This window comes from Sphingomonas sp. DBB INV C78 (assembly GCF_042693015.1).
Taxonomy (GTDB): Bacteria; Pseudomonadota; Alphaproteobacteria; order Sphingomonadales; family Sphingomonadaceae; genus Sphingomonas_E.
The window spans coordinates 4,583,818-4,610,152 of sequence record NZ_CP170544.1; the positions used below are offsets into that span (position 1 = coordinate 4,583,818).

Sequence of the window (26,335 nt, forward strand, 5' to 3'; positions counted from 1 at the left end):
TCGGCTATTGCCTGCTCTAAGGCAGGCAGCATGATCGCGCGCCTCTGCTTCCTCCTCGCCCTTCTCCTCACCCCGATCTGCGCCAACGCCGCCGGCGGCGTCGTGAGTGCGGCGGACCCGCGCGCAGCCGCGGCGGGGCAGGAAATGCTCCGCGCCGGCGGCAGCGCCAGTGACGCCGCACTGGCGATCATGCTCGCGCTCACCGTGGTCGAGCCGCAATCCTCGGGCATCGGCGGCGGCGGCTTCCTGGTCCATCATGACGGCAAGACCAATGCCATCAGCACGATCGACGGGCGGGAGACAGCGCCTGCCGCCGCGACACCCGATCGCTTCATGGCGGGCGGCCAGCCCATGTCATATCGCGATGCGGTGCCGGGCGGGAAATCGGTGGGCGTGCCCGGCAATATCCGGCTGATGGCGGAGGCGCACGCCAAATGGGGCAAGCTCCCCTGGGCGAAACTGTTCGATCCCGCGATCCGGCTGGCGGAAGGTGGCTTCGCCGTCAGCCCGCGGCTCAACACCTTCATGGGTTATGTGACGCCGGTCTGGAAGGATTTCCCCGAGACCGCGGCGCTCTACATGCGCGACGGCAAGGCCGCGCCGGTCGGCACGATCATCCGCAACCCGGCGCTGGCCAAGCTGCTCAAGGATATCGCCAAGCAAGGACCGGACGCCTTCTACAAGGGCCCGCATGCCGCCGCGATCGCGGCGGCCGTCAGCAAGGCCCCGCGCAACCCGGTGCCGATGACGCTTGCCGATCTCGCCGCCTATCAGGCCAAGGAACGGCCGGCGCTGTGCGGCGAATATCGTCAGTATCGCGTCTGCGGCATGGGGCCGCCGTCGTCCGGCGCAGTGACCATCCTGCAGATGCTGGGGATGATCGAGCGGTTCGACATCGGCAAGCTCGGCAAGGACAGCCCCGAGGCCTGGCACCTGATCGGCGAGGCGATGCAACTCGCTTATGCCGATCGCGAGAAATATCTCGCCGACGCCGATTTCGTGTCCGTGCCCGTCGCGGGGCTGGTGAACCGCGATTATCTCACCCGACGTTCGGCGCTGATTTCACCCGTCCGCGCGCTTGCCGCTTATGAGGCGGGCACGCCTCCCGGCGCCGAAGCGCGTACCGCGGCGATTTCCGGCGAGGTTTCGGGCACCACCCATTTCGTCGCGGTCGACGGCAATGGCGATGTCGTGTCGATGACGTCGACCGTCGAAGGCCCGTTCGGCAGCCAGATCCTCGTCAGCGGTACGATGCTCAATAATGAGCTTACCGACTTCACCTTCGCGCCCGAACAGAATGGCGCGCCCGTCGCCAACCGCGTCGAGCCCGGCAAGCGGCCGCTCTCCTCGATGTCGCCGACGATCGTCTATGGGCCGGACGGCAAGGTCGTGCTGGCGGTCGGTTCGGCGGGCGGCAAGCGGATCATCATGCATGTGATGAAGGCGCTGGTCGGCGTGCTCGACTGGAAGCTTTCGGCGGCTGACGCTGTTGCGCTCCCCAACCTCTATTTCGGCGGCGGATCGCTGCTGGTCGAAAAGGGCACCAGCCTGGATGCGATGCGTCCCGAACTGGAGAAGCTCGGCCAGCCCGTCACCGCGGCCGATGTGACATCCAAGCTGAACGCAATCGAGCGGGTCGGTGATGGCTGGCGCGGCGTCGCCGATCCGCGCACCGAAGGCGTGGCGCTGGCGGAATAGGCTCAGCTCAGCAACCGCTCATAATCGCGCTCGGCCTGTTCGTGGATTGCCCAGAAGTCGCGGATGCCGCCATCCGCGAGCTTCGCCGCCAGCACCGCGAGATGCGCGTGCCAGCCCGCCGCGGTGCCGACACGATCCTGGCGGCTCTTGAGCCGTGTATGGGTGAGGATCAGCCGGGTCTGGCCCGATCCGGCATCTTCCAGTTCGAATCGCGTCAGATCGTCCCCGCCGCCCCAATGGAAGGCGATCATGCGTGGCGGATCGCACTCGATCACCTCGCCGGGCGCAATGAAGCCCTTGGTTTCCAGAAATCGCACCGGATAGGGCACATCCTCGGTCGAAAGATTGTCATGATCGAAAACGAGGCGGACCGCACCGCCCGGCTGCGGCTCGATCGTCCCCGCGGCGAACCACTGGCTGCGCCTTTCATCCTCGATCAGCCAGCGCCAGACGCGATCGACCGAGGCGGGCAGAAGCCGTTCGAAGCGCAATGTCTCCGGCGCGATCTCGCGGCCATGATCGTCCTCGGGCTCGGCGACCGGGGCCAGCTTGTCGAGGATCGTCGTCCAGCCCGTGCGGGTGCGATCCTCATATTCGACCATGTCCGCACGCATCGCGTGGGTAAGCGTCAGCCGCGCACCGTCGCCTTCCGGCACGATCGCTACCGTCACGCGATCGCCCGTCTCGGCATCGGGCCCGTCGAGGAACAGGAATTCCAGCCAGCGCGGGCGATCGATCGCGACAAATCGCCCATGATGCGCCGCATCGCCGGAAGGGCGCCGCTCGACGATATGGAAGCCGCCGCCGACGCGGGCATCGATCTCCACGGTCTGCATCTCGCCATCGTCGGTCGCGAACAGGAAGTGGCGGGCGCGTTCGGGATCGAGCCAGGCATCGAACAGCGCCTCGGGCGTCGTGCGATAGAAGCGGGAGACTTTGAGGAGCACGGGGGTGCCGGTCGACATGGTTCAATCCTCTCCTCGGTCGCGGGCGGCATTTTCCGCCTCGATCAGAGCTTCCAGCGCGTCGAGCCGCGCCAGCCAGAAGCGCTCATAATGCTTGAGCCAGCGATCGGCTTCCTTGAGCGGCCCGGCGCGTAACCGGCAAAGCTGGCTGCGGCCGAGCTTGCGGCGCTCGACCAGTCCGGCGCGCTCCAGCATCCGCACATGCTTGGATGCGCCGGCCAGGCTCATCGCGTGCGGGGCGGCAAGTTCGCCGACCGATCGTTCGCCACCGGCGAGGCTCGCCAGCATCGCCCGCCGGGTGGGATCGGCCAGCGCCAGGAAGGTCGCATCGAGCTCCACGTGATTCTCAACCATATGGTTTAATATTGCGACGCGCTGCGAAGAGTCAACCGATCGGTTGAATATGTGAAAAACCGAACGTTCCGTAGCTGGACCGACGCATAAACCCGGTTACAAGTGAGCCAAAGACAAGCCCCGGAGAGGCCCAGAACCGGCATGCGCACGCTTGAGCACTTTCCCAACCTCGTGACGATGTTCTTCACCCGCGCCCGCGAGAAGGGCGATCTGCCATTTCTCTGGGCCAAGCGCGAAGGCGCCTGGGTATCGACGAGCTGGGCTGAGGCGGCGGTGCAGGTTGCGTCGCTTTCCGTCGCGCTCAAGGCGCTGGGGTTGCAGCGCGGCGACCGCGTGATGCTGGTGTCCGAGAACCGCCCCGAATGGTGCATCGCCGATCTCGCGATCATGGCGGCCGGGTTGGTGACGGTGCCGACCTACACTACCAATACCGAGCGCGATCACGCCCATATTCTGGAAAATAGCGGCGCGCGTGCTGTGATCGTCTCGACCGCCAAGCTCGCCAAGGCATTGATGCCGGCGGTGATGCGTTCGTCGGGCTGCCGTCACGTCATCGGCATAGAATCGCTGCGGATCGGGCAGTCAGGCGACGCCTGCTTCCACGACTGGCGTGCGCTGATCGATGCTCATCCTGCGGACGTCGCAGCAGCAGAGGCGGTCGCCGATTTCACGCGCGAGGATCTCGCCTGCATCATCTACACATCGGGCACGGGCGGCGCTCCGCGCGGCGTGCGGCAGCATCATGGGGCGATCCTCCACAATGTCGCCGGCTGCACCACCGTCATCTCGGAGGATTTCGGCTGGGACGACGAAGTCTTCCTGTCCTTCCTCCCGCTCTCCCATGCCTATGAGCATAGCGGTGGCCAGCACTTCCCGATCGGGCTGGGGGCGCAGATCTATTATTCCGAAGGGTTGGAGAAGCTGGCTTCGAACATCGAGGAAGTTCGGCCGACGATCATGGTCGTCGTCCCCCGTCTGTTCGAGGTGCTGCGCGCCCGTGTGCTCAAGTCGGTCGAGAAACAGGGCAAGGTCGCGCAATATCTGATGCGCCGCGCGCTTGCGATCGGCGAGAAGGATTATGACGGCCGCATGAGCCTGATTGACTGGCCGATGGAACTGATTCTGCGCCGCACGATCAAGCCCAAGGTCGGCAAGCGTTTCGGCGGGCGGATGAAGGCGATGGTGTCGGGCGGCGCGCCGCTCACACCCGAAGTCGGCCTCTTCTTCCATTCGCTCGGGCTCACCTTCCTCCAGGGCTATGGCCAGACGGAAGCGGCACCGGTGATCTCGTGCAATCGTCCGTCGGCAGGCATCAAGATGGATACGGTCGGCCCCCCGCTGAAAGATGTCGAGGTGCGCATCGCCGAGGACGGGGAGATACTCGTGCGCGGCGAACTCGTCATGCACGGCTATTGGCGTAATGAGGAGGAGACGGCGCGCGTCCTGAAGGATGGATGGCTCCACACCGGCGACGTCGGCCATATCGACGATCGCGGCCGGATCGTCATCACCGATCGCAAGAAGGACATCATCGTCAACGACAAGGGCGACAATGTCGCGCCCCAGAAGGTCGAAGGGATGCTGACCCTGGAGCCGGAGATTCTTCAGGCGATGGTTGCGGGGGACCGCCGGCCGCATCTCGTCGGCCTGATCGTCCCCGATCCCGAATGGGTACGCGAATGGGCAAGAGGTGAAGGGCTGGACCTTGACCCCGCGACGTTGCGGGCCGATCCCCGATTGCAGAAGGCGCTGATGGCGGCGGTCGATCGGGTGAACACCAGCCTGTCGGTGATCGAGAAGGTGCGCCGTATCCTGATCGCAGACGAGGCCTTCACGATCGAGAACGAGATGCTGACCCCGTCGCTCAAGATCCGCCGCCATGTAATCCGCAAGACCTATGGCGAGCGGCTGGATGCGCTTTACGGCGCTGGAAAATGATTCAGGCGGCCGCCGGTCCGCCGAAGCCCGGCAGGCGCAGCCGCCCCGCCCAAGCGCGTTCATGGAAGAAGAAGGCGACCGCGTTCAAGCAAGGTTCGATCAGCGCGATGCCGCCGGCGATCTGGACCGATCCGGTGAGCAGATAGGCGACCGTGAACCCCACCGTCAGGTGAATCGCGAGATAAGTCAGCGTCTTGATATATTCGAGCGGCATGGCGGCATTCCCTTCGCCGTCAATATGCGAATCGCTCGCAATAAGATCAAGCCGATCATTCCATTGAGAATGATCGCTCTGATCGATCAATCCGCGCCGATCGCCTGCTCGATCCGCTCGAAGCCGTCGCGCGCCAGCAGCGCCGGCAGGCCGCGGACGATGCGCGCGGCAAGGCCCGGCCCTTCATAGGCCATCGCGCTGTAGAGCTGGACCAGGCTCGCGCCCGCGCGGATGCGGGCATAGGCTTGCTCGGCGCTGGCGATGCCGCCCGCGGCAATCAGCGGGATCGCGCCGCCCGTCGCGCTCCGGAAATCCCTGAGCCGTTGCGCGGCGAGATCGTGCAGCGGCGCGCCCGATAGGCCGCCGGTTTCGGCTGCATGGCGCGATTGCAGCGGCGGCCGGGTGATCGTGGTGTTGGCTACGATCAGCGCGTCGAGCTTGCGGTCGTGCGCCACGGCCGCGATGTCGTCGATGTCTGCCGGCTCCAGATCGGGTGCGACCTTAAGGAACACCGGCGGCCGCGCGGCGCCGCGCGCTTCCATCACCCCTGCCAGCAGTTCGTCGAGCGATGCCCGCGATTGGAGCGCACGCAGGCCCGGCGTGTTGGGGGACGAGATATTGACGGTCAGATAATCCGCCACATCCTTCATCACCGTCACGCCCTTGGCATAATCGGCGATGCGATCCACCGCATCCTTGTTTGCACCTATGTTGACCCCAACGATGCCCGGGCGATGGCCGCGCTTCAGCAACCGTTCCAGCGCGGCGGCCTGCCCGCCATTGTTGAAGCCCATGCGGTTGATGACCGCGCGGTCCTCGGCCAGCCGGAACAGCCGGGGCCGCGGATTGCCGTCCTGCGGGAAGGGCGTGAGGGTGCCCACCTCGACAAAGCCGAAGCCGAGCGACAGCATCGCATCGGGCACCTGCGCGTCCTTGTCGAAGCCGGCGGCGAGGCCGACGGGATTGGGGAAGCGGAGCCCCGCCAACTTCACTTCCAGCCGCGGATCGGGCGTGGGCCGCCCGCTCGACGGCTTCAGGCGCAGCGCGCTGATCGTCGCGCGATGGGCGGTCTCGGCGTCCAGGCGGAACACCAGCGGGCGGAGCAGCGGATAAAGGGCCATGCCGCGCCGCCTAGCGCTTCGCGGTCCTTGCGTCATCTGTCCATTTGACGCGGCGTTTGAGCGCGCTAACACACTCCCAGACCAGAGAAACGCAAACATCCGTTCAGGGAGTTCCCATGTTCCGCACGCTTCTTCTCGCCTCGACCGTGCTGGTCGCGGCCACGGCGGCGCCGGCGTTCGCGCAGACGCCGGCAGCACCGGCGGCCGCCACGGCCGATCAGAATGCTGCCATCCAGCAGTTCTTCGTCGATTTCGACAAGGGCGAGCTCGCCCGCGCGCCGATGAGCAAGGCCTATCGCGGCATCCGCGACGGCGATTATGGCAAATGGAACGATTTCTCCGACGCGGCCGAAGTGCGCCAGCACCAGGCCGAAAAGGCGGCGCTCGCCGAAATGCGCAAGCGCTTCGATCTGGCCAGGCTGGACGAAAATAACCGCCTGTCCTTTCACCTGTTCGAAAAGATGATCGAGCGCCGCGACCGGGCCTTCCCCTATCGCGACTATGAATATGCCTTCGACCAGATGAACGGCGCGCAGAGCCAGTTGCCCGCCTTCCTGATCAACATCCACCGCGTTACGACCAAGGGTGATGCCGAAGCCTATGTCAGCCGCCTCCAGGGCTTGGGCACGGCGATCGATCAGGTCGTGGTCGAATCCGGGGCACGGGCCGGCAAGGGGCTGATGCCGCCCAAGTGGGTCTATCCCTACGTCATCTCCGACGCGAAGAATGTCATCAAGGGCGCGCCCTTCGATGCCGGCGAGGATGCGCCGCTTTATGCGGACCTCAAGGCCAAGGTCGCCAAGCTCGAAATTCCGCAGGCCGAAAAGGACGCGCTGATCGCGGCCGGCGCCAGGGCGCTCACCACCTCGGTGAAGCCCGCTTATGAGCGGCTGATGGCCGAGATGGCCGCGCAGGAGACGAAGGCCGGCACCGACGACGGCGTGTGGCGGTTCAAGGACGGCGCGGCTTATTATGCCGAGCGGCTGTCCAATTACACGACGACCGCGCTGACGCCCGATCAGATCCACCAGATCGGTCTCGATAATGTCGCTCGCATCCACGGCGAGATGAAGGCGATCATGGACAAGACCGGCTTCAAGGGCGACCTGCAGGCCTTCTTCCAGTTCATGCGCACCGACAAGCAATTCTATGCAGCCAACACCGACGAGGGCCGCGCGCTCTACCTGGCGGAGACCGAGAAGGCGAAGCAGTGGGTGACCGCCAAGCTGCCGCAATGGTTCGGCGTGCTGCCGCAGGCGCCGCTCGTGGTGAAGCGGGTCGAGCCGTTCCGTGAGAAGTCCGCCGGCAAGGCCTTCTACCAGAGCCCGGCCCCTGACGGTTCTCGCCCCGGCACCTATTATGCCAACCTCTATGACATGGCTGACATGCCGCTCTTCGAGGTCGAGGCCTTGTTCTACCATGAAGGCCTGCCGGGCCATCACCTGCAGCGGACGATCCAGACCGAGCTGAAGGACGTGCCGCCGTTCCGTCAGTTCGGCGGCGTCACGGTCTATTCGGAGGGGTGGGGCCTGTATTCCGAAAAGCTCGCCAAGGACATGGGGCTATATACCGATCCCTATCGCGATTTCGGGCGACTCCAGCTCGAACTCCACCGCGCGATCCGGCTCGTCGTCGATTCGGGGCTGCATCACAAGCGTTGGACGCGCGAGCAGGCGATCAAATATGTCGAGGACAATTCGGCCGATGCGCCGGGGGGAATCGTCAAGGCGATCGAGCGCTACATCGTCTATCCGGGGCAGGCGACCGCCTATCTGGTCGGTCGTCTCAAGATCAGCGAGTTGCGCGACAAGGCTCAAAAGCAGCTTGGCGACCGATTCGATGTTCGCGGCTTCCATGATACCGTGTTGAAAAGTGGCCCTGTCCCGCTCGACGTGCTCGAAGAGCAGGTCGACGCATGGATAGCATCACGCAAGGCAGGTTGATCTTTTGAGCAAGGATCGAGTCGATTCCATCCAATTATTGTAAACAATTGTGCGCTAGGGGATTTCTGCGACCCGAAGGGCTCACCATCCTTGGATGGAGAGACCTTTTCCTATGGCCCGGCCGGATTTTTCCGGCCGGGCCTCTTTTTTGCACGTGACTTCCGCGGCCGATGGTGCGACCGAGCGTTCTGTACGGACGACGTGGGGAGTTGGACGGACGTGGGGACTGGATATTCGGGGGACGGGGCTGCCGTTGGCCTGCGCTATTTTGCGCCGGCTCCGGATTTGCGCCGACATCTCTCATCCTATTATATTTTTCGCGCCGACGTGGCGCAGATGTCGGACGTGGTTCGCGCCGATGTCGCGCAATTGCGCTTCATGGTTTCGGGCACTGGCCGCTATCAGTTCGTAGACGGGCGCCGCATCGAAACGCCCGAAGTATCGCTGCTCGGTCCCACCACGGCCGCCAGCCGTTTCGACGTCACCGGCCCCGTCCTCGTCTTCGGCGTCGGCATATTGCCGACCGGATGGGCGGCGCTGGTGGAAGAGGATGCCAGCCTCTTTTCCGATTCGGTGGTCGATGCTGTGGATGTCTTCGGCGGGCTGCTGGAAGACGCGCTGGACGCTATGCGCTTCGACGGCCGGGCCTCGCGCATGATCGCGGTGATCGATGCAGTGATGCGGGGCCTGCTCGCCGATGCGGTGGATGCGCCTTACTGGTTCACCCGTCTGACCGATCACTGGCTGACCGATGCGCCGTCGCCGTCGATCGACGCCCTGGTGAGCGAATCCGGCGTGTCGGCGCGGCAGGTGGAAAGGCTGGCGCGGCGCATTTATGGCGCGCCGCCCAAGCTGCTCGCCCGCAAATATCGCGCACTCCGCGCTGCCGCGCGCTTCGCAGCGGCTGGCACCGGTTGGGCGGAGGCTGCGGGCGACGCCTTTTATGATCAGTCGCACTTCATTCGCGAATTCAAGCGCTTTACCGGCCACACGCCGCTCCAGTTCCAGCGCGCGCCGACGCCGGTGACGCGGCTGACGCTGCGCCGGCGCGAACTTATCGATATGCCGCGGCTGACCTTGCTTAGCTGATAGGTTTCATCCCTTGACGTAGGCGCGCCGCGCCCCCAATTGCCAATCGGAACGAATCAGTCCGATTGGAGACCATGCGCCTTTCGAGCCTCGCCGATTATGCGGTCGTGATGTTGACTGCCGCCGCGCGTCACAGCGATGCGGAGACCCGGCTGTCGGCGACCCTGCTCTCGGAAGAGACCGGGGTGCCGCTGCCGACCGCGCAGAAGTTGATGGGGCGGCTTGCGGGGGCGGGGTTGTTGACCTCCGCCCGCGGCACCGGTGGCGGCTTCCGCCTCGCGCGTGATCCGGCCGAAATCAACCTCGCCGAAATCATTGAGGCGGTCGAAGGTCCGATCGCGATGACGGCCTGCACCGAGCATGGCCGCCATGATTGCGGGTTCGAAGCCGATTGCCGCGTCCGTCCGCACTGGACGGCGGTGAACGGCGCGGTAAAGGGCGCGCTCGGCGGCGTCAGCCTCGCCAGTCTTGCAGGAGTGCCCGCATGAGTGAAGTCCGCAACCGCGAAGCGTTCGAGGCGGCGCAGAAGGCGTCGACCTACGAATGGGGCTTCACCAGCGATGTCGAGCAGGATTTCGCACCCAAAGGCCTCAATGAGGATACCGTCCGCTTCATCTCGGCCAAGAAGAATGAGCCGCAATGGATGCTCGACTGGCGGCTGAAGGCCTTCCGCCTGTGGCAGACGATGACGCCGCCCGACTGGGCGAAGCTCAACGTGCCGCCGATCGACTACCAGGACGCTTATTATTACGCCGCGCCCAAGGCAAAGCCCAAGCTCGGCTCATTGGACGAGGTCGATCCCGAGATCCTCAAGGTCTATGAGAAGCTCGGCATCCCGATCGAGGAACAGAAGGTGCTCGCCGGCGTCGAGGGCAGCCGCAAGGTGGCCGTCGATGCGGTGTTCGACAGCGTCTCCGTTGCCACCACCTTCCGCGAGGAGCTGAAGCGCGCGGGTGTCATCTTCCTCTCCATCTCGGAGGCGATCCGCGAATATCCCGAGATGGTGAAGAAGTGGCTCGGCAAGGTCGTGCCGATGCACGACAACTACTTCGCCACTTTGAACTGTGCGGTCTTTTCGGACGGCACCTTCGTCTACATCCCCGAGGGCGTCCGTTGCCCGATGGAGCTTTCGACCTATTTCCGCATCAATGCGGAGAATACCGGCCAGTTCGAACGCACTTTGATCGTCGCCGACAAAGGGAGCTATGTCTCCTATCTCGAAGGCTGCACCGCGCCGATGCGTGACGAGAACCAGCTTCACGCCGCGGTGGTGGAGCTGGTTGCGCTCGATGATGCCGAGATCAAATATTCGACCGTCCAGAACTGGTATCCGGGCGACGCGAACGGCAAGGGTGGCATCTATAATTTCGTCACCAAGCGCGCGCTGTGCCAGGGCAAGAATAGCAAGGTGAGCTGGACGCAGGTGGAAACCGGATCGGCGATCACCTGGAAATATCCGAGCTGCGTGCTGGCGGGCGAGAATAGCGTAGGCGAATTCTACTCGGTCGCTGTCACCAACAATTATCAGCAGGCCGATACAGGCACCAAGATGATCCATCTGGGGAAAGGTAGCCGCTCGACGATCGTGTCGAAAGGCATTTCGGCCGGCAAGTCGAACAACACCTATCGCGGCCTCGTCCGCGTGGGGCCGACGGCCGAGGGCGTGCGCAACTTCACCCAGTGCGATTCATTGCTGTTGGGCGACAAATGTGGGGCGCACACCGTGCCCTATATCGAGGTCCGCAACCCCTCCGCCCAGATCGAGCATGAGGCAACCACCAGCAAGATTTCTGACGACCAGCTATTCTACGCGATGTCGCGCGGGCTGGATCAGGAAAGCGCCGTGGCGCTGATCGTCAACGGCTTCGCCAAGGAAGTGCTGCAGCAGTTGCCGATGGAGTTCGCCGTCGAAGCGCAGAAGCTGCTGGGCATTTCGCTGGAGGGCAGCGTTGGTTGAGACCCTTTTCGTCATCCCCGCGCAGGCGGGGATCCATAAACTCCAACGGCAGGGAATATGGATTCCCGCCTTCGCGGGAATGACGATTTAAGATGTTGAAGATCCATAACCTCCACGCCGAAGTCGACGGCAAGCCGATCCTCAAGGGGCTCTCGCTCACGATAAATGCGGGTGAGATCCATGCGATCATGGGGCCTAACGGCGCGGGCAAGTCGACGCTGAGCTACGTGCTTGCGGGGCGGCCGGGCTATGAGGTGACCGAAGGTTCGGCCACGCTCGATGGTGATGATCTGCTCGACAAGGCACCGCACGAGCGTGCCGCCGCCGGCCTGTTTCTGGGCTTCCAATATCCCGTCGAGATTCCGGGCGTTTCCAACCTCCAGTTCCTGCGCGAGGCGCTCAACGCCCAGCGCAAGGGTCGTGGCGAAGCAGCACTTTCGGGCGGCGAGTTCCTGAAGATCGCGCGCACCCAGGCCGATGGGCTCGGCCTCAATATGGATATGCTGAAGCGCCCGGTGAATGTCGGCTTTTCGGGCGGCGAGAAGAAGCGCAACGAGATGGTGCAGATGGGGATCATCGACCCCCGCATGGCGATCCTCGACGAGACGGACTCCGGCCTCGACATCGATGCGCTGCGCGTGATCGGCGCGGGCATCAACACGATCATGCGCAAGCCTGACAAGGCGGTGCTTCTCATCACCCACTATCAGCGCCTGCTCGATTATGTGAAGCCGGACTTCGTCCATGTGCTGGCAAATGGCCGGATCGTTCGCTCCGGGGGCCCCGAACTCGCGCACGAGCTGGAGCGCGAGGGATACGGAGCGATCGCGGCGTGACCAGCCTCCCCCTTCCCACCGCAAAGCTGGAAGCGTGGCGCTATAGCGACCTCGACGCCGTCGCCAGCGTGTGGCCGGTGCGGGCGCCGCAGGCGATCCGCGTTGCGGCCGGCGAGAGCGTCACCCGCATCATCGCCCAGCAGGCAGATGCGAACGCCGTGGTGATCGAGGACTATGTTGTCGACATCGCGGCTGGGGGACGGTGCGAATTCTTTGTGCTGAACATCGGCGGCAAGCTCGGCCGCGTCACCATCGACGTGACCCTGCACGACGGCGCCCATTTCGAGCTGGGCGGCGCGATCGTCGGCGGATCGGGGCAGACGCTGGAAATCTTGACCACCGTCAATCATGTCGAGCCCAATGCCACCAGCAACCAGGTCGTGCGGTCGGTGCTGGCGGGGACGGCGACCGGCAGCTTCCTCGGCAAGGTTGCGGTTGCGCGCGATGCACAGAAGACGGATGCGGCGCAGTCGGTGAAGGCGATGCTGCTCGATCGCACGGCGACCGCCAACGCCAAGCCCGAACTGGAGATTTTCGCCGACGACGTGAAGTGCGCGCATGGCGCGACCGTCGGCGAACTCGACAAGCAGGCGCTGTTCTACCTCGAAAGCCGCGGGCTGCCGCCGGCAGAGGCCAAGGCGCTACTGCTGCAGGCATTCGTCGCCGGTGCTTTCGTTGAACTTTCCGACGATGCCGCGCGGGAGACGCTGGAAGCGAAGGCGCTCGCCGCGCTGGAGGCGTTGCTGTGAACCTCATGACCCAGACCCGCCCGCTCGACTGGCTGGCCGACTTCCCGGCGATCCCCGAAGGCTGGGCCTATCTCGATACCGCCGCGACGGCGCAGAAGCCGCAGGTGGTGATCGACGCGATCGCGCGGGCCTATGGCGAGACCTATGCCACGGTCCACCGCGGCGTCTACCAGCGCTCGGCCGATATGACGGTGGCGTTCGAAGCCTCGCGCCAACGCGTCGCGCGCTTCATCGGCGCGGGCTCGGCCGACGAGATCGTCTTCGTCCGTGGCGCGACTGAGGGCATCAACCTTGTCGCCAATAGCTGGGGCAACACCCACCTCAAGGCCGGCGACCGCATCCTGCTCTCGATGCTGGAGCATCATTCGAATATCGTCCCCTGGCAGCTGCTGCGCGATCGCGTGGGTGTGGAGATCGACGTCGCGCCGCTGACCGCTGACGGCCGGATCGATCTGGATGCGGTAGAGGCGATGCTGACGCCGGCGCACAAGCTGGTCGCGCTCGCCCATGTCTCCAACGTGCTGGGCTCAGTGCTCGACGTGCGGCGCGCGGCGGAGCTTGCCCATGCTGTCGGGGCGCGATTGCTGGTCGATGGCTGCCAGGCGGTGCCGCGGCTAGGCGTCGACGTGGCGGCGCTCGGCTGCGACTTCTATGTCTTCTCTGGCCACAAGCTTTATGGCCCCACCGGTCTGGGCGTGCTCTGGGCGCGACCGGAACTGCTCGAATCCATGCCGCCCTGGCATGGCGGCGGATCGATGATCGACAAGGTGAGTTTCGAGCGCACCACTTATGCGCCGCCGCCGGCGCGGTTCGAGGCGGGGACGCCGCATGTCGTGGGGGTCGTCGGCCTCCATGCCGCGATCGACTATGTCGATGCGATCGGCCTCGATGCGATCCATGCGCATGAGACGGCGCTGGTCCGCGCGGCGCGCGATGCGCTGTCCGGCATCAACAGTGTCCGCCTGTTCGGGCCGGAAGATTCGGCTGGTATCGTCAGCTTTGCGATCGAGGGGGTTCATCCCCACGATATCGGCACCATATTGGATGAGGCGCATGTGGCGATCCGCGCTGGCCACCATTGCGCGCAGCCGCTGATGGAGCATCTGGGCGTGCCTGCCACCGCGCGGGCGAGCTTCGGTGTCTATAATTCGCAGGCCGACGTGGATGCGCTGGCCAAGGGGATCGAACGGGTGACGAGAATTTTCGGATGAACGAAGAGACCAAGATCCAGACCGAAGAGGTCAGCGCCGTAGCGACGCCGCCGCGCGCCCGCGTGGAGGATGCGGTGGAAGAACGCCCGCGCGACTATCTCGAGGGCTTCTTGTCGCAGAAGCCCGTGGAGCAGGGTGTGGGCGAGCCCGGGGGCGATGTCTATGAAGGCGTGATCGCCGCTCTCAAGGAAATCTACGATCCCGAGATTCCGGTGAACATCTACGATCTCGGGCTGATCTACGGCGTCGATGTCGATGGCGACAACCATGTGCTTGTCACCATGACGCTGACGACGCCGCATTGCCCGGTCGCCGAATCCATGCCAGGCGAGGTGGAACTGCGTGTCGGATCGGTGCCGGGCGTCGGCGTCGCCGAAGTCAATCTCGTCTGGGATCCGCCATGGGATCCGCAGAAGATGTCCGATGAGGCCAAGCTCGAACTGGGAATGCTGTGATGACCACGACGACCCGCGCCCGCCCTGCCGCGCTGATCCTGACGCCATCCGCCGAACAGCGGATTGCGGACCTGATGGCGCGCGCCCCGGAAGGTGCAGTGGGCGTCAAGCTGTCGACCCCGCGCCGCGGTTGTTCGGGCCTCGCTTATTCGGTCGATTACGTCACCGAAGTCGATCCGTTCGACGAGAAGATCACCACCCCCGGCGGCGATTTCTATGTCGATGGCGGCTCGATCCTCTATCTGATCGGATCGACGGTGGAGTGGGTCGAGGACGATTTCACCGCCGGCTTCGTCTTTCAGAACCCCAACGCCAAGGGTGCCTGCGGCTGCGGCGAGAGCTTCACCGTCTGACGATCAGCCGCCGCGCTTGAACGGTCCCATTTCGGCGAGCACATCGATCTCGTTCGCGATGGCGCGGCGCTCGCTTTCCAGATAGTCGGCAACTGCCCGGCGAAAGCCCGGATCGGGAATGAAATGGGCGGACCAGGTGGCCACCGGCTCATAGCCGCGCGCGAGCTTGTGTTCACCCTGCGCGCCGGCTTCGACGCGGGCGAGGCCACGGGCGATGGCAGCGTCGATCGCCTGATAATAGCAAAGCTCGAAATGGAGGAAGGGCACCTCCTCCACCGCGCCCCAATAGCGACCGTAGAGCGTGTCCATGCCGATCAGGTTGAGCGCGCCGGCGATCGGCTGGCCGTCGCGCAGAGCGAGGATCAGCAGCACCTTGTCCGACATCCGCTCGCTCAGCAACGAGAAGAATTGCCGCGTCAGATAGGGCCGGCCCCATTTGCGCGATCCCGTATCCTGATAGAAATGCCAGAAGGCATCCCAATACGCCTCGGTCAGGTCGCTGCCGGAGACGTGTGCGATCTCCAGCCCCTCGACCGCGGCGGCGCGTTCCTTGCGGATCGCCTTGCGCTTGCGGCTGGCGAGGGCGCTCAGGAAGTCGTCGAAGCAGGCATAGCCGTGATTGGCCCAGTGGAACTGGCGGTCGCTGCGGATCAGCCAGCCGGCGGCTTCGAACAGCGGCACCTGCTCGGGATCGACGAAGGTTGCGTGGGCGGAGGACAGGCCGTTCTGGCGCACCACCGTTTCGAGCGCACCGATCAGCGCGGGCGCCAGCGCCTCATCGCGCAACAGCAGCCGCGGGCCGGGGACCGGGCTGAACGGCGACGCGATCTGGAGCTTGGGATAATAGCGCCCGCCGGCCCGCTCCCAGGCATCGGCCCAGGCATGATCGAAGACATATTCGCCCTGGCTGTGGCTCTTGGCATAAGCTGGTGCGATCGCGGCGGGGCGGCCGTCGGCGCCGTCGATCAGGATCGGCAGCGGCTGCCAGCCGCGCTGGGCGGTGGCGCTTCCCGATTCCTCCAGCGCGGACAGGAAGGCGTGGGCAACGAAGGGATTGCCATCGCCGGCGCAGGCATCCCAATCCGCGGCGGGAACCGCGCAGACGCCTTCGGCCATGCGGGCGAGGATGTCGCGCTCAGCCAAGCGTGCGCTCATAGATGGGGGCGTCGGCGTGGAGCGCGACGGTCGCCTCGTCGGCGGGGCTGCGCACCGTCCAGCTCAGCACGGGCAGGCCGGCGGCGCGGGCGGCGGCGGCGAAGCGCGAGGGCAGGTCGCGGACGTCATAGGCCAGAAAATCGGGTCTCGCCCGCCAGAGTGCAAGGTGGCGCTCCCACCATCCTCGGAAGGACTTCTTGCCTTCCTCGGTAACGACCAGCCCGCGGACGATGTGCGGGGCGTGGGTGGCGAACCAGCGGGCGGCCTGGGGGTTGAACGACATCACCGCGACCGGACCGGCATAATCGGCGAGCGCATCGCGCACTGCGGCGCAGAGGCGGGCGGGGGTGCGCTCTCTGCTCTTGATCTCGATGAGGAGGGGGGCGCGGCCGGCGATGAGGTTGAGAGTCTGGTTTAGACTGGAAAGCCCTTCGGCGGTGTTGGAAAGTTGGATTTGCGCGAGCTCGGCCGCGGTGCGATCGGCCAGCGGGCCGGTCTCGGCGGTCAGGCGGTGGAGCGTGTAATCGTGGAAGACGATCGCCTGCCCGTCGCGGCTTTCCTGGACGTCGAGCTCGATGCCGTCGCCATTGGCGATCGCGGCGCGGAACGCGGCCTGGCTGTTTTCGACCAAGCCGGCCCCATGCAACCCGCGGTGCGCGTAGCGCCGGCCCTTCAGGAAGGCGGCGCGGCTATCAGGCCGGCCGGACGGCAATGATCGCATCAACCTCGACCGCCGCGCCCAGCGGCAGCACCGGCACGCCCACCGCCGAGCGGGCGTGGCGGCCAGCATCGCCGAACACGGCGACCATCAGTTCGGAGGCGCCATTGGCGACCTTGGGCTGATCGGTGAAATCCACAGTCGACGAGATGAAGGCGCCGAGCTTCACGACGCGCTCCACGCGGTCGAGATTACCACCCAGCGCCGCCTTGATCTGCGCGATCAGCATGATGCCGCAGCGTTCGGCCGCGGCGCGACCGGCATCGACGTCGACATCCTGACCCAGCCGGCCGGTGATCAGTGATCCATCCTGCCGGAAGGGGAGCTGGCCCGAGATGTGGAGCAGCCCGTTGGCTTCGACCGCCGGCACATAAGCGGCGACGGGGGCGGCGGGCTGGGGAAGGGTGAGGCCGAGTTCGGCGATGCGTGCTTCGATGCTCATGGCCGTTCTCTTCTGCCGCCGGGCCGGATGCGTCAAGGGGCGGCAGGCGCGCGATGGAGCAGCGCGGCTATCAGGATGCCCGCCAGAATCAGCCCCATGCCGACGAGATGATAGCTGTGCAGCGGCTCGCCCAGCAGCGCCGCCGCCAGCCCCGCGCCGAACAAGGGCATCAGGCTGATCGTCTGGCCGGCGCGCGCCGCACCGATCGCGTCGACCGCCGAATTGAACAGGAAATACGCGATCACCGACGGGAAGATGGCGACATAAGCGAAGGCAAGCACCACCCCCGGCCGCCAGTCGATCGCGGCGATCCGCTCCGCCTCACCGATGCTGAGCGGCAGCATCGCCAGCGCAGCGATCAGGAAGGTGGCGACGAGGAAACTGAACGGCCGCACCGCGGGGCGGATGCGCAGCAGGCTAGTGTAGCAGGCCCAGGCAAGCACCCCGCAGGAGATGAGGAGATCGCCATAGCCCAGCCGCAACCCGGCCAGCACATGGAGGTCCGCGCGGACGATGACGAGGAGGACGCCGGCCGTCGACAGGATGACGCCGGCAATCTGCCACGGCCCGGCGCGATCGCGGAAGAAGATCGCGTTGAAACCCAGCACCAGCGCGGGGATCGCGGCTTGCAGCAACAGGCCGTTGGTGGCGGTGGTGTAGCCCAGCCCCCAATAGAGAAAGCCGTTGAAGCCGGCGACGCCGACCAGCCCCAGCAACAGCACCGGCTTCCACCCTGCCCGCAGCGCCGGCAGGTCGCGCCGCAGATCGGCCCAGGCAAAGGGCAGCAGGATCAGCAGCGCCACCGCCCAGCGGACGAAGGCGAGCGTGAAGGGCGGAATATCATCGCGCACCGCCCGCCCGACGATCGAATTGCCCGCCCAGAACAGCATGACGAAGGCCAGCATGGCATAAGCGCGGGCGGTGTTCGGCTGCTTTGTCATGGGGTTGGCGTAGCGATGGGAGTGGCCGGGGGCTAGGCCGCGTGGACAAATTCCGTCTGCCGTTGCCAGGCTGTTATCCGCGTTATCTGCTGAATTGCTGACTGTCAGGACACGCTGACATTGCGGACCTTCTACTCCCCTCCCTGAAAGGGAGGGGTTGGGGGTGGGTTGGCGTGCGGAGCGCGCCTTACTAACCTTGCGTCATGTCGCGGGTGCCCGAGCATATGACAGCCAATGCGCGTGCCCTGCGCAACGGCCAAACCGAAGCCGAGCGCATGATCTGGCGACGGCTGTCACGTTTTCGACCGCGCTTCACCCGGCAATTGGTGGTTGGCCCCTACATTCTCGACCTCGCCTGCCGATCGGTAAAACTGGCGGTCGAGTTCGACGGTAGCCAGCACCTCGGCGCCGAGGACTATGATGCGCGGCGCTCCCAATTCCTGGCGGACAATGGCTGGACCGTCATTCGCTTCCGGAACGGCGAGGTTCTCGCCAATCCCGACGGTGTGGCTGAGGCAATCCTTGCAAAGACCGCCGAGTGCCTCGGCGGAACCCACCCCCAGCCCCTCCCTTCCAGGGAGGGGAGGAAGAGGCGCTAACGTCCACTCCCCCCGACACAGCCGACATCCCGCCGCCCCGTACGGTCTCCCGAAACCCCACGATGGCTAATCTCCGCGCGGCCTAAACTCGGTCGGTCCAATCGCTATGGCCCCCGTGTGATGGACCGACGATCCGGGGGTGCTATTCATGCCAGGATCTACATCCTCCATCGCAGACCGGGATCGTTGTGTTTACCAATCACATCAATGGCCAGTGCGTCGTCGCGCGCATCTTTCGGGCTGCTGCCCGATATGAACGCCCGGTGTTTCCATGGGCGTGACCCAACGTCGCGCAAGCGTCCGTCTTATCACTGTAACGCTGCTCGGCCTGATGCTCATCGCCGCCTCGCCGGTGATCCCGCCATGGGGATTCGATCTTGGCGGGATGGACCGGTCGGTAAAGCCGGGCGATGATTTTGACCGATATAGCAGCGGTGCCTGGAAGCAGGCCAATCCGATCCCGCCGGACCGCAGCGCCTGGAGTCCCTTCCTGATGCTCCGCGCCAAGGCGGAGGGCGACGTCAAGGCGATCGTCGATGACATTGCCGGACGGCCGCAGCCGGCCGGATCGATCGAGCGCAAGATCGCCGATACCTACAACGCCTATCTCGACACCAAGGCGATCGAGGCGGCGGGGCTGGCGCCGGTTGGCGCGGACCTTGCGCTGATTGCCGCCGCCCGATCGCACAAGGATGTCGCGCGGCTGATGGGGCATCCCGAACTTGGGCTCGGCGGCCCCTTGTCGCTCTCCGTCTGGCCGGACGCCGCGAACCCCGATCGCTATGCGATCAACATCGTCCAGTCGGGCCTCAGCCTTCCCGACCGGACTTATTATCTGAACAGCGACGCACGGTTCGTCGAAGTGCGGGCCAAGTTCCGATCCTATGTCGCGGCGATGCTGGGACTTGGGCATTATCCGAACCCGGAGGCAGCGGCCGACGCAGTGGTGGCGCTGGAGACGGCGATCGCGCAAGCGCATTGGACGCGCGAGAAACGCGCCGATCGCGACCTGACCTATCACCCCAAATCCCGCGCCGAGCTCAAGGCCTTCGCACCGGATTATCCGTGGGACGCGGCGCTCGCCGCGCTCGGGATACCCCGCCACGATTTTTACGTCGTCAAGGAGGACAGCGCGGTCCGGGACCTGACCAGGCTGTTCCGCGACACGCCGGTCGAGACGTGGCGTGCCTATATGACGTTCCGTTATCTGAACGGCATGGCCGATGTGCTTCCCGCGGCCTTCGACGACCTGGCGTTCGACTTCAACGGGCGCGTGCTTTCCGGCCAGCCGCAGAAGCGCGAGCGCTGGAAACGCGCCACCGTCGCGCTCAACGCGGCGCTCGGCGAGGCGGTCGGCCAGCTCTATATCCAGCGCCATTTCACGCCGGAAGCCAAGGCCCAGATCACGGCGCTCGTCGAGAATCTGCGGGCCGCGTTCCGCATTCGGATTGAGCGGCTCGACTGGATGTCTACCGATACGAAGCAGGCTGCACTCACAAAGCTTGCGGCGATCCGCGTGAAGGTGGGCTATCCCGACAGTTGGCGCGACTATACGGCGCTGGAGGTTCGCGCCGGCGATCCCGTCGGCAACCGAAAGCGCGCTTTGTTGTGGGACTGGGAGCGCCGGATCGCGCGCCTGGGGCAACCGACCGATCGCGACGAGTGGGGAATGACCCCGCAGAACGTCAACGCCTACTCCAACAGCTTCTTCAATGAGATCGTCTTTCCCGCCGCGATTCTGCAGCCGCCTTATTTCGATCCCGCGGCCGATCCAGCAGTGAATTACGGCGGCATCGGGGGCGTTATCGGCCACGAGATGAGCCACGCCTTCGACGATCAGGGCGCAAAGACCGATGCAAGAGGCGCCCAGCGCGATTGGTGGGACAAGCCCGACGCCGCCCGGTTCAAGACCATGGGCTCTCGCCTGGCCGGGCAATATTCGCATTATGAGCCGATCCCGGGCAGTCACGTGAATGGCGAGACGACGCTCGGCGAGAATATCGGCGATCTTGGCGGCCTCAACATCGCGCTGGAGGCCTATCGTATCGCGCTCCGTGGCAAGCCTGCGCTCATTCTGAACGGCACGACGGGCGACCAGCGCGTCTTTCTTTCGTGGGCCCAGACCTACCGGGAGAATATCAGGGATGCGGCGCTCAGGGGCGATCTCGCATCGAACCCCCACAGCCCATCAAGGTTCAGGGTGAATGGCGTCGTCCGAAACATAGACGCCTGGTACCATGCGTTCGGCGTGAAGCCGGGCGATCGTCTCTACCTCGCTCCCGCGGACCGCGTGCGTATCTGGTAGGGGCGCGGTTGCTGGCGTGGGATGTAAGGCGAGCAGGCCCTATCGGGGGAATCCGCAACCGGCGTCGGGGTTTTATCCGATAGTGATCGTCAGCCGCCCCACCTAGCTTGAGCGCGATCATCCTGTTCGGGAGCCATGCTTATGCTCGGAGTGCTTGCGAGGAACTGGTGGGCCTTCGCCGTTCGCGGCCTGCTGGGCGTGCTGTTCGGCGTGGTGGCGCTGACCTTTCCGGGCGCGACGATGCTGTCGATCGTCTGGCTGTTCGGCGCCTATGCGATCGCCGACGGGATCTTCGCGATCATCGGCGCGGTGCGATCGGCCCGCGCGGGCGAGCAATGGGGATCGCTGGCCTTGGGCGGCGTGGTCGATATCGGCGCGGGCATCGTCGCTTTCCTGTGGCCGGGGCTGACGGTGGTGGTGTTCGTGCTGCTGATCGCGGTCTGGGCGCTGGTTTCGGGCGCTTTCATGCTGGCCGCCGCGGCCAAGGTGGATGCCGATCATGGCCGCTGGTGGCTGATACTCGGCGGCGTGGCCTCGCTCGCTTATGGCGCGTTGCTGCTGATCGCGCCGATGACGGGCGCGCTGGTGCTGACCTGGTGGATCGGCGCCTATGCGATCGTGCTGGGCGTGGCGTTCATCTTCCTCGCCTTCCGCCTGCGCGCGCGGCTGAAGCGCTGGTCGGGCGAGCAGCCGGCCTGAGCCGGCTCAGGCGACCGCGCGCATGGCGAAGCGATCGAGTACCCAGGTTTGCGCGACGGCCCAATCGTCGATGCGGACATGGGCGTGGGGCGCAGCGCTGATGTGCGGCGCCATCAGCGGCTCGGCGACCATGTGGAGCCGCCAGACATCGGGCGCGTGCTTCGCCACCGATTCGTGATGCTGGGGCAGATCGTCGACGAAGACGGCGACGCTGGGGGTGAATTCCTCGATCAGCTTCGCCACCGGCCGGCCCTTGCCGCCCTGGTTGCAGACGACGCGGTGGCGGATGCCATGCGCGTCGAGCTGGGCGACGCGGCCGGGCTGACGATGATCGCCGAGATTGGTGAGGACGACGATATCGGCGACGGCGCCGATAGCGGCCAGCGCCTCGCGCGCATGGGGCACCAAAGTCTGGCGATGCATCTCGGTATCGAAGAAGCCGTCGAGCAGCGGCCATACTTTTTCGGGCGGCACCGGCGCACCATCGGCCCGCGCGGTGAGTGCGCCGACGAAATCATGGCGATCGAGCGCGAAGTTGATTTCGTGCGCCTCGCCCAGCCAGGCGGCGAAGTGCGAAACCATGTGGAGGAGGACTTCATCGCAATCGGTGATCAGCAGCGGACGGTTCATGCTTCCATTTCCATTCGGGCGCGGACGAGCGCCTGGGGTTCGAGATCGAGCGCGGCGGCGCAGGCGATCAGATCGGGCTCATGGGCTTCGAGGAAGGCGAGGGTGGCGGCGAGCAGCGCGGGATCGCCGATCCGTTCGCGCAGGTCTTCCGGGCCGATGCCGGTCAGCGTCAACAGGCGATCCGCCCGGCCGGGCTCGTCCAGCGTCCAGACGAGTGCGCGCAAGGCAATCGCGGCGGGGTCTCGGTTTGTTTCTAAGCGGGGCATCGTCTACAAGCCGTCTTTGTAGCGTGTGTGGGGCAGCCTGTGTCCAAGAAAGTGCTCGTTGTCGAGGACAACGAACTCAACCTGAAGTTATTCTGCGATCTTTTGCGGGCTCATGACTTCGAAGCGGAGGCGGTTCGCGATGGCCGCGATGCCGTGGATGCCGCGCGCGCCTTCATGCCCGACCTGATCATCATGGACATCCAGCTTCCGCATGTCAGCGGCATCGACCTGATCGAACAGCTCAAGGTGGACGAGACGCTGCGCGCCATCCCGATCATGGCGGTGACGGCCTATACCGGCAAAGGCGACGAGGAACGCATCCGCGCCGCGGGCGCGGAGGCCTATGTTTCCAAGCCGATTTCGGTGATGCGTTTTGTCGAGGTGGTCGAAGCGCTGCTCTGACGCGCGCTCGATACTCCCCGGATAGCAGGCAAAAGAAAGCCGCCGCCCTGGAACCCCAGCGCGGCGACCGCTTTTGCCGATCAGGCAGTGGCGAGCCAGCGGCCCGCCAGCGCTTACTTGATCTTGGCTTCCTTGAACTCGACATGCTTGCGCACGACGGGGTCATATTTACGGAAGTTCAGCTTCTCGGTCAGGGTCCGCGGATTCTTCTTCGTGACGTAGAAGAAGCCGGTGTCGGCCGTGCTGACGAGCTTGATCTTGACGGTGGTCGGCTTGGCCATGACCCTTGATCCTTCGAATTCTGCTGCTGCGGGCGCCAGCCGAAGCTGGGTGCCACGAAAAAATAAGGCGACGTGACCGCCGCCCGATTCCATCCGCGGGGGCATTGGGGCAGGCCGACCCGAAAGTCAAGCCGAAGCGCGGAAAATGACGCAGTTCGGCCGCGGGCGCTTAATCTGGCGCTAATATGAAAGGCGCAAGATGGCGCTGAGGAGAATGCTTATGGCCAGTGCCGCCCGAATCGAATCGCCCCTCGATCCCACCATCCGCGACGAGCTTTGCGCGCGTCTCGCGCAGCTCGACCGGGATTTCCGCCTGCTTTCGATCGGCGAGTTGTGCCGCCGGGTCGAGGCCATCCGCCAGGTGGCGCGCGATCATCAGCTCGAACCGGTGAGCCGCCTTGCCGCAGGGCTGGGCGACACGCTGGCCCGCGGTGGCCGCGGCGCGAGCGTGCGCCCCTATCTCGACGGGCTACGCGACGCGATCGGCTGCGAGCATCAGGACGAGGCTACGGCGCGGGCCTATCTTGCGCAGATCAACCTGCGTCTGGTGGGCTGAATCAGCCGTCGGCGCAGGCGGTCACCGAACCGTCGGTCTTGATCTCGCGTGTGGCGATCGTTGTCGAGAAGCGCTCGACGCCCGGCAAGCGCCACAACTGACCGCGCAGGAAATCGTCGAGCGCGGTGAGATCCCGCGCCAGCACATGCAGCAGATAATCGCTGTCGCCGACCGTCGCGTGGGCGGACAGGATCAGCGGGTGGCGGATCACGGCCGCTTCGAACGCATCATGCTTGTCGAACGCGATCGTCACCCGGACAAAGGCGCTGGTGGCGAGGCCGAGCGCCGGCGGATCGACGATCGCGCGATAGCCACGAATCGCCCCCATTTGCTCGAGTGCCTGCACGCGTTTCCAGCAGGGCGTCTTGGTGAGCCCGGTACGTTCAGCCAGATCGGCAAAGGAGAGGCGTGCGTCGCCCTCGAGCAGACTGAGCAGCTTATGGTCGATCCGGTCCATTCGATCTCCCTTGTTGGCAAAAAATAGCACGAATACCATGATTATTGCTATCGCATGAAACGATTGCTTGCGAATTGCCCACGCAGCCAGCGTATCGCGAACAATGTTCGCCCGGCCCCCTGCTAATCTCACCATTCAATCAGATTTGAGGATGCGATGGACCGTCAGGCCTTCTACGCGATGATGAATGCGCCCGCGGAGCTCGATTACGAGCTCTATATCAACACCGGCGCGCTGCTGGCCTGTCAGAAGCCATTCGACGCCTTCGCCAATCGCGACGAGCTGCAGTTCCAGATCGTCCACCAGGTCGAAGAGCTGTGGATGAAGCTGATCGCCTACACCCTGCTCGACGTCGACGAATATCTGCAGGCGAAGGAAACGCACCGCGTCGTCACGCTGATGGGCCGGGCGCATCGGCTGATGAAGTTGATGACCGATCAACTAGATCTGCTCGAAACCATGTCGCCCAAGGAATATCAACAGATCCGGCTGCAGCTCGGCAATGGCAGCGGCCAGGAATCGCCGGGCTTCCGCACGCTTCTGAAGATGCCGCCGCATCTGTGGACCAGCTTCGTCGCCGCCTATCTGGAGCCGGAGGGGCGCACCGTGCGGTCGATCTACGACGATGGCTATGCGCATGACGCGGCCTATGTCGTGGCCGAGGCGCTGATCGAGTTCGACGAGCTGTTCGGCAAGTTCCGCTGGCATCATTTGTTCCTGATCCACCGGTCGATCGGTATGGGATCGGCCTCGCTGAAGGGGCGGTCGGTCGATCTGCTGCAGGCGGGCGCCAAGCACCGCTTCTTCCCCGAGCTGTGGGATGTCCGCGTCGCGATGACCGATGCCTGGGGCGGCGATTATGGCCGCGTCCGCGACAGCCTGTCGGCGCAGGGGGGCGCCGCGTGACGGGCGCGCGGACGCTGTTCCAGCTTCCCGAAGGTGGCCCCTATCTCCTTGCCCATTCGGCCGGCGCGCTGCCGCTGGCGACCCGCGCCCGGCTGGAAGCGACGGTGCTCGGCCCCTGGGGCATAAAGGGATCGGACGCGTGGGAAGACTGGCTGGGCGCGATCGACGATTTCCGTGCCTCGCTGGCCGGGCTACTCGGCGGGCAGGCGGCGGATTATTGCCCGCAGGCCAATAATAGCGCGGCGCTGTTCCGGCTGCTTTCGGCCCTGCCGCCGGAGCCGGGCCGCAACCGGCTGGTGGCGTCGGAGCAGAGCTTTCCGTCGATCGGCTTCGCGATGGGCGCGCTCGATCGGCTCGGCTATCGGCTGGACCTGCTGACCGGCGATCCGGCGAACGTCGAGACCTGGGGGGCGGCGATCGGCCCCGATGTCGCCGCGGTGGTGGCGATGCATGTCCATTCCAACAGCGGCGCGGTGTCCCCCATCGCCGACATCGTCGCGCTGGCCCATGGTGCGGGCGCGATCGCCATTGCCGACGTCGCCCAGTCGGCCGGTATACTGCCGGTCAACCTGCCGGCCTGGGGTGTGGATGCGGCGATCGGGTCCTGCCTGAAATGGCTGTGCGGCGGCCCCGGCGCGGGCTGGCTGTGGGCCGATCCGGCACTTACCGCGCGTGCGCAGCCGATCGAGGTGGGCTGGTTCAGCCATGCCGAGCCCTTCGCCTTCGACATTCGCGATTTCCGCTACGCGCCTGACGCGCGGCGCTTCTGGGGCGGCACGCCTTCGATCGCGCCCTATGCGTTGGCGACGGGCGGGATCACCACCATCGCCGGCGTCGGCGCACAGAAGGTGCTGGCGCACAACCGGCGGCTGATTGCGCGGGTGGTGGAGCGGACCGGCGACCGCTGGTTCGCGCCCGATCGCAGCGGTTTCGGCGGGACATTGTGCATCACCGCCGACGCCGACGTCGAAACGGCGCTGCGCGCAGGCGGCTGCCAGGTCGATCGGCGCGGGCCGGTGCTGCGGCTTTCCTTCCACATCTATAACGATGCAGCGGAGGCCGATCTGGTGGGGGAAATCCTCGCGGGGTGCTGAC

At 65.3% G+C, this 26,335-nt stretch carries 30 protein-coding genes; 18 read left to right on the forward strand and 12 right to left on the reverse strand.

The window, feature by feature from the left end; all coding sequences use genetic code 11:
• The first annotated feature begins 30 nt into the window (after window positions 1-30).
• Window positions 31-1,698, forward strand: coding sequence for a gamma-glutamyltransferase (gene ggt, locus ACFB49_RS21905; protein ID WP_380873747.1), 1,668 nt, complete (start codon window positions 31-33; stop codon window positions 1,696-1,698).
• A 2-nt stretch (window positions 1,699-1,700) separates the two neighbouring features.
• Here ggt and ACFB49_RS21910 read toward each other — a convergent pair whose 3' ends face one another.
• Both ACFB49_RS21910 and ACFB49_RS21915 read right to left on the reverse strand, forming a co-directional pair.
• Window positions 1,701-2,663, reverse strand: coding sequence for an SRPBCC domain-containing protein (locus ACFB49_RS21910; RefSeq protein ID WP_380873749.1), 963 nt, complete (start codon window positions 2,661-2,663; stop codon window positions 1,701-1,703).
• Between the two features lie 3 nt (window positions 2,664-2,666).
• A complete protein-coding gene (locus ACFB49_RS21915) occupies window positions 2,667-3,002 on the reverse strand; it encodes an ArsR/SmtB family transcription factor (protein ID WP_380873751.1) in 336 nt (111 codons plus the stop codon).
• Window positions 3,003-3,158: 156 nt separating this feature from the next.
• Here ACFB49_RS21915 and ACFB49_RS21920 point away from each other — a divergent pair, with 156 nt between their 5' ends.
• Window positions 3,159-4,955: an AMP-dependent synthetase/ligase gene (locus ACFB49_RS21920; protein WP_380873753.1), complete on the forward strand. Its 1,797-nt coding sequence runs from the start codon at window positions 3,159-3,161 to the stop codon at window positions 4,953-4,955.
• A gap of 1 nt (window position 4,956) precedes the next feature.
• On the opposite strand, the gene ACFB49_RS21925 is transcribed toward ACFB49_RS21920, so the two are convergent.
• Together ACFB49_RS21925 and ACFB49_RS21930 are read right to left on the reverse strand one after the other, a co-directional pair.
• Complete coding sequence (locus ACFB49_RS21925) at window positions 4,957-5,169, reverse strand: DUF2061 domain-containing protein (RefSeq protein WP_380873754.1); 213 nt, start codon at window positions 5,167-5,169, stop codon at window positions 4,957-4,959.
• A gap of 86 nt (window positions 5,170-5,255) precedes the next feature.
• Window positions 5,256-6,290: a quinone-dependent dihydroorotate dehydrogenase gene (locus ACFB49_RS21930; protein WP_380873756.1), complete on the reverse strand. Its 1,035-nt coding sequence runs from the start codon at window positions 6,288-6,290 to the stop codon at window positions 5,256-5,258.
• 116 nt (window positions 6,291-6,406) lie between these two features.
• On the opposite strand from ACFB49_RS21930, the gene ACFB49_RS21935 reads away from it, so the two are divergent.
• The 9 genes from ACFB49_RS21935 (at window position 6,407) to ACFB49_RS21975 (ending at window position 14,883) form a co-directional block, all read left to right on the forward strand.
• A complete protein-coding gene (locus tag ACFB49_RS21935; RefSeq protein WP_380873758.1) occupies window positions 6,407-8,233 on the forward strand; it encodes a DUF885 domain-containing protein in 1,827 nt (608 codons plus the stop codon).
• A 219-nt stretch (window positions 8,234-8,452) separates the two neighbouring features.
• A complete protein-coding gene (locus ACFB49_RS21940; protein ID WP_380873759.1) occupies window positions 8,453-9,322 on the forward strand; it encodes a helix-turn-helix domain-containing protein in 870 nt (289 codons plus the stop codon).
• 74 nt (window positions 9,323-9,396) lie between these two features.
• Window positions 9,397-9,810, forward strand: a complete 414-nt coding sequence (locus tag ACFB49_RS21945) for an SUF system Fe-S cluster assembly regulator (protein ID WP_380873761.1) — start codon at window positions 9,397-9,399, stop codon at window positions 9,808-9,810.
• Window positions 9,807-11,279, forward strand: coding sequence for a Fe-S cluster assembly protein SufB (gene sufB / locus ACFB49_RS21950; protein ID WP_380873763.1), 1,473 nt, complete (start codon window positions 9,807-9,809; stop codon window positions 11,277-11,279). Before ACFB49_RS21945 ends, sufB begins: the two co-directional genes overlap by 4 nt.
• Before the next feature lie 92 nt (window positions 11,280-11,371).
• Window positions 11,372-12,115 carry a Fe-S cluster assembly ATPase SufC gene (gene sufC, locus ACFB49_RS21955; protein ID WP_380873765.1) on the forward strand — a complete coding sequence of 248 codons (744 nt, stop codon included), beginning with the start codon at window positions 11,372-11,374 and terminating at the stop codon, window positions 12,113-12,115.
• Window positions 12,112-12,864, forward strand: a complete 753-nt coding sequence (locus ACFB49_RS21960; protein WP_380873767.1) for a SufD family Fe-S cluster assembly protein — start codon at window positions 12,112-12,114, stop codon at window positions 12,862-12,864. Before sufC ends, ACFB49_RS21960 begins: the two co-directional genes overlap by 4 nt.
• Before the next feature lie 5 nt (window positions 12,865-12,869).
• Window positions 12,870-14,075, forward strand: a complete 1,206-nt coding sequence (locus tag ACFB49_RS21965; RefSeq protein WP_380880080.1) for a cysteine desulfurase — start codon at window positions 12,870-12,872, stop codon at window positions 14,073-14,075.
• On the forward strand, window positions 14,072-14,530 hold the full coding sequence (locus tag ACFB49_RS21970) for an SUF system Fe-S cluster assembly protein (protein WP_380873769.1): 459 nt from the start codon (window positions 14,072-14,074) through the stop codon (window positions 14,528-14,530). The genes ACFB49_RS21965 and ACFB49_RS21970 overlap by 4 nt, the downstream gene beginning before the upstream one ends.
• The gene (locus ACFB49_RS21975) at window positions 14,530-14,883 is read left to right on the forward strand and encodes a HesB/IscA family protein (protein ID WP_380873771.1); all 354 of its coding nucleotides are present in this window, start codon (window positions 14,530-14,532) and stop codon (window positions 14,881-14,883) included. The genes ACFB49_RS21970 and ACFB49_RS21975 overlap by 1 nt, the downstream gene beginning before the upstream one ends.
• A gap of 3 nt (window positions 14,884-14,886) precedes the next feature.
• Here the strand turns inward: ACFB49_RS21975 and ACFB49_RS21980 are convergent, their stop codons facing one another.
• From ACFB49_RS21980 to ACFB49_RS21995, 4 genes are read right to left on the reverse strand one after another with little or no spacing between them, the layout of a single operon-like run.
• Window positions 14,887-16,038, reverse strand: coding sequence for a GNAT family N-acetyltransferase (locus tag ACFB49_RS21980; RefSeq protein WP_380873773.1), 1,152 nt, complete (start codon window positions 16,036-16,038; stop codon window positions 14,887-14,889).
• The gene (locus ACFB49_RS21985) at window positions 16,019-16,759 is read right to left on the reverse strand and encodes a glycerophosphodiester phosphodiesterase family protein (RefSeq protein WP_380873775.1); all 741 of its coding nucleotides are present in this window, start codon (window positions 16,757-16,759) and stop codon (window positions 16,019-16,021) included. Before ACFB49_RS21985 ends, ACFB49_RS21980 begins: the two co-directional genes overlap by 20 nt.
• Window positions 16,731-17,198 (reverse strand): RidA family protein, encoded by a 468-nt coding sequence (locus ACFB49_RS21990; protein ID WP_380873777.1) that lies wholly within the window; start codon window positions 17,196-17,198, stop codon window positions 16,731-16,733. The genes ACFB49_RS21985 and ACFB49_RS21990 overlap by 29 nt, the downstream gene beginning before the upstream one ends.
• Window positions 17,199-17,230: 32 nt before the next feature.
• Complete coding sequence (locus ACFB49_RS21995; protein WP_380873779.1) at window positions 17,231-18,139, reverse strand: DMT family transporter; 909 nt, start codon at window positions 18,137-18,139, stop codon at window positions 17,231-17,233.
• 203 nt (window positions 18,140-18,342) lie between these two features.
• Here ACFB49_RS21995 and ACFB49_RS22000 point away from each other — a divergent pair, with 203 nt between their 5' ends.
• The 3 genes from ACFB49_RS22000 (at window position 18,343) to ACFB49_RS22010 (ending at window position 21,742) form a co-directional block, all read left to right on the forward strand.
• Complete coding sequence (locus ACFB49_RS22000; RefSeq protein ID WP_380873780.1) at window positions 18,343-18,738, forward strand: endonuclease domain-containing protein; 396 nt, start codon at window positions 18,343-18,345, stop codon at window positions 18,736-18,738.
• Between the two features lie 271 nt (window positions 18,739-19,009).
• On the forward strand, window positions 19,010-21,043 hold the full coding sequence (locus ACFB49_RS22005; protein ID WP_380873782.1) for a M13 family metallopeptidase: 2,034 nt from the start codon (window positions 19,010-19,012) through the stop codon (window positions 21,041-21,043).
• Between the two features lie 141 nt (window positions 21,044-21,184).
• Window positions 21,185-21,742, forward strand: a complete 558-nt coding sequence (locus ACFB49_RS22010) for an HdeD family acid-resistance protein (protein WP_380873783.1) — start codon at window positions 21,185-21,187, stop codon at window positions 21,740-21,742.
• 6 nt (window positions 21,743-21,748) lie between these two features.
• Here the strand turns inward: ACFB49_RS22010 and ACFB49_RS22015 are convergent, their stop codons facing one another.
• Together ACFB49_RS22015 and ACFB49_RS22020 are read right to left on the reverse strand one after the other, a co-directional pair.
• Window positions 21,749-22,372, reverse strand: coding sequence for an HAD family hydrolase (locus tag ACFB49_RS22015; RefSeq protein ID WP_380873785.1), 624 nt, complete (start codon window positions 22,370-22,372; stop codon window positions 21,749-21,751).
• Entirely contained in the window at window positions 22,369-22,638 is a 270-nt protein-coding gene (locus tag ACFB49_RS22020) for a DUF3572 family protein (RefSeq protein WP_380873786.1), read from the reverse strand. Before ACFB49_RS22020 ends, ACFB49_RS22015 begins: the two co-directional genes overlap by 4 nt.
• A 39-nt stretch (window positions 22,639-22,677) precedes the next feature.
• Here ACFB49_RS22020 and ACFB49_RS22025 point away from each other — a divergent pair, with 39 nt between their 5' ends.
• Window positions 22,678-23,040, forward strand: coding sequence for a response regulator (locus tag ACFB49_RS22025; RefSeq protein WP_380873788.1), 363 nt, complete (start codon window positions 22,678-22,680; stop codon window positions 23,038-23,040).
• Window positions 23,041-23,153: 113 nt separating this feature from the next.
• Here the strand turns inward: ACFB49_RS22025 and rpmG are convergent, their stop codons facing one another.
• Window positions 23,154-23,321 (reverse strand): 50S ribosomal protein L33, encoded by a 168-nt coding sequence (gene rpmG, locus ACFB49_RS22030; protein WP_380873789.1) that lies wholly within the window; start codon window positions 23,319-23,321, stop codon window positions 23,154-23,156.
• A 220-nt stretch (window positions 23,322-23,541) separates the two neighbouring features.
• Between rpmG and ACFB49_RS22035 the strand changes: the two genes are divergently transcribed.
• Entirely contained in the window at window positions 23,542-23,877 is a 336-nt protein-coding gene (locus tag ACFB49_RS22035) for a hypothetical protein (RefSeq protein WP_380873791.1), read from the forward strand.
• 1 nt (window position 23,878) lies between these two features.
• Here ACFB49_RS22035 and ACFB49_RS22040 read toward each other — a convergent pair whose 3' ends face one another.
• The gene (locus ACFB49_RS22040) at window positions 23,879-24,334 is read right to left on the reverse strand and encodes an Lrp/AsnC family transcriptional regulator (RefSeq protein WP_380873792.1); all 456 of its coding nucleotides are present in this window, start codon (window positions 24,332-24,334) and stop codon (window positions 23,879-23,881) included.
• Between the two features lie 156 nt (window positions 24,335-24,490).
• Here ACFB49_RS22040 and ACFB49_RS22045 point away from each other — a divergent pair, with 156 nt between their 5' ends.
• Together ACFB49_RS22045 and ACFB49_RS22050 are read left to right on the forward strand one after the other, a co-directional pair.
• A complete protein-coding gene (locus ACFB49_RS22045; protein ID WP_380873794.1) occupies window positions 24,491-25,240 on the forward strand; it encodes a tryptophan 2,3-dioxygenase family protein in 750 nt (249 codons plus the stop codon).
• The gene (locus tag ACFB49_RS22050; RefSeq protein WP_380873795.1) at window positions 25,237-26,334 is read left to right on the forward strand and encodes an aminotransferase class V-fold PLP-dependent enzyme; all 1,098 of its coding nucleotides are present in this window, start codon (window positions 25,237-25,239) and stop codon (window positions 26,332-26,334) included. Before ACFB49_RS22045 ends, ACFB49_RS22050 begins: the two co-directional genes overlap by 4 nt.
• Window position 26,335 lies beyond the last annotated feature (1 nt).

Coding starts and splice junctions, on each gene's coding strand:
- ggt (WP_380873747.1), top strand. CDS start 31: ATGATCGCGCGCCTCTGCTTCCTCCTCGCCCTTCTCCTCACCCCGATC.
- ACFB49_RS21910 (WP_380873749.1), bottom strand. CDS start 2,663: ATGTCGACCGGCACCCCCGTGCTCCTCAAAGTCTCCCGCTTCTATCGC.
- ACFB49_RS21920 (WP_380873753.1), top strand. CDS start 3,159: ATGCGCACGCTTGAGCACTTTCCCAACCTCGTGACGATGTTCTTCACC.
- ACFB49_RS21925 (WP_380873754.1), bottom strand. CDS start 5,169: ATGCCGCTCGAATATATCAAGACGCTGACTTATCTCGCGATTCACCTG.
- ACFB49_RS21930 (WP_380873756.1), bottom strand. CDS start 6,290: ATGGCCCTTTATCCGCTGCTCCGCCCGCTGGTGTTCCGCCTGGACGCC.
- ACFB49_RS21935 (WP_380873758.1), top strand. CDS start 6,407: ATGTTCCGCACGCTTCTTCTCGCCTCGACCGTGCTGGTCGCGGCCACG.
- ACFB49_RS21945 (WP_380873761.1), top strand. CDS start 9,397: ATGCGCCTTTCGAGCCTCGCCGATTATGCGGTCGTGATGTTGACTGCC.
- sufB (WP_380873763.1), top strand. CDS start 9,807: ATGAGTGAAGTCCGCAACCGCGAAGCGTTCGAGGCGGCGCAGAAGGCG.
- sufC (WP_380873765.1), top strand. CDS start 11,372: ATGTTGAAGATCCATAACCTCCACGCCGAAGTCGACGGCAAGCCGATC.
- ACFB49_RS21965 (WP_380880080.1), top strand. CDS start 12,870: ATGACCCAGACCCGCCCGCTCGACTGGCTGGCCGACTTCCCGGCGATC.
- ACFB49_RS21970 (WP_380873769.1), top strand. CDS start 14,072: ATGAACGAAGAGACCAAGATCCAGACCGAAGAGGTCAGCGCCGTAGCG.
- ACFB49_RS21975 (WP_380873771.1), top strand. CDS start 14,530: ATGACCACGACGACCCGCGCCCGCCCTGCCGCGCTGATCCTGACGCCA.
- ACFB49_RS21980 (WP_380873773.1), bottom strand. CDS start 16,038: ATGAGCGCACGCTTGGCTGAGCGCGACATCCTCGCCCGCATGGCCGAA.
- ACFB49_RS21985 (WP_380873775.1), bottom strand. CDS start 16,759: ATGCGATCATTGCCGTCCGGCCGGCCTGATAGCCGCGCCGCCTTCCTG.
- ACFB49_RS21990 (WP_380873777.1), bottom strand. CDS start 17,198: ATGAGCATCGAAGCACGCATCGCCGAACTCGGCCTCACCCTTCCCCAG.
- ACFB49_RS21995 (WP_380873779.1), bottom strand. CDS start 18,139: ATGACAAAGCAGCCGAACACCGCCCGCGCTTATGCCATGCTGGCCTTC.
- ACFB49_RS22000 (WP_380873780.1), top strand. CDS start 18,343: ATGTCGCGGGTGCCCGAGCATATGACAGCCAATGCGCGTGCCCTGCGC.
- ACFB49_RS22005 (WP_380873782.1), top strand. CDS start 19,010: ATGGGCGTGACCCAACGTCGCGCAAGCGTCCGTCTTATCACTGTAACG.
- ACFB49_RS22010 (WP_380873783.1), top strand. CDS start 21,185: ATGCTCGGAGTGCTTGCGAGGAACTGGTGGGCCTTCGCCGTTCGCGGC.
- ACFB49_RS22015 (WP_380873785.1), bottom strand. CDS start 22,372: ATGAACCGTCCGCTGCTGATCACCGATTGCGATGAAGTCCTCCTCCAC.
- ACFB49_RS22020 (WP_380873786.1), bottom strand. CDS start 22,638: ATGCCCCGCTTAGAAACAAACCGAGACCCCGCCGCGATTGCCTTGCGC.
- rpmG (WP_380873789.1), bottom strand. CDS start 23,321: ATGGCCAAGCCGACCACCGTCAAGATCAAGCTCGTCAGCACGGCCGAC.
- ACFB49_RS22035 (WP_380873791.1), top strand. CDS start 23,542: ATGGCCAGTGCCGCCCGAATCGAATCGCCCCTCGATCCCACCATCCGC.
- ACFB49_RS22040 (WP_380873792.1), bottom strand. CDS start 24,334: ATGGACCGGATCGACCATAAGCTGCTCAGTCTGCTCGAGGGCGACGCA.
- ACFB49_RS22045 (WP_380873794.1), top strand. CDS start 24,491: ATGGACCGTCAGGCCTTCTACGCGATGATGAATGCGCCCGCGGAGCTC.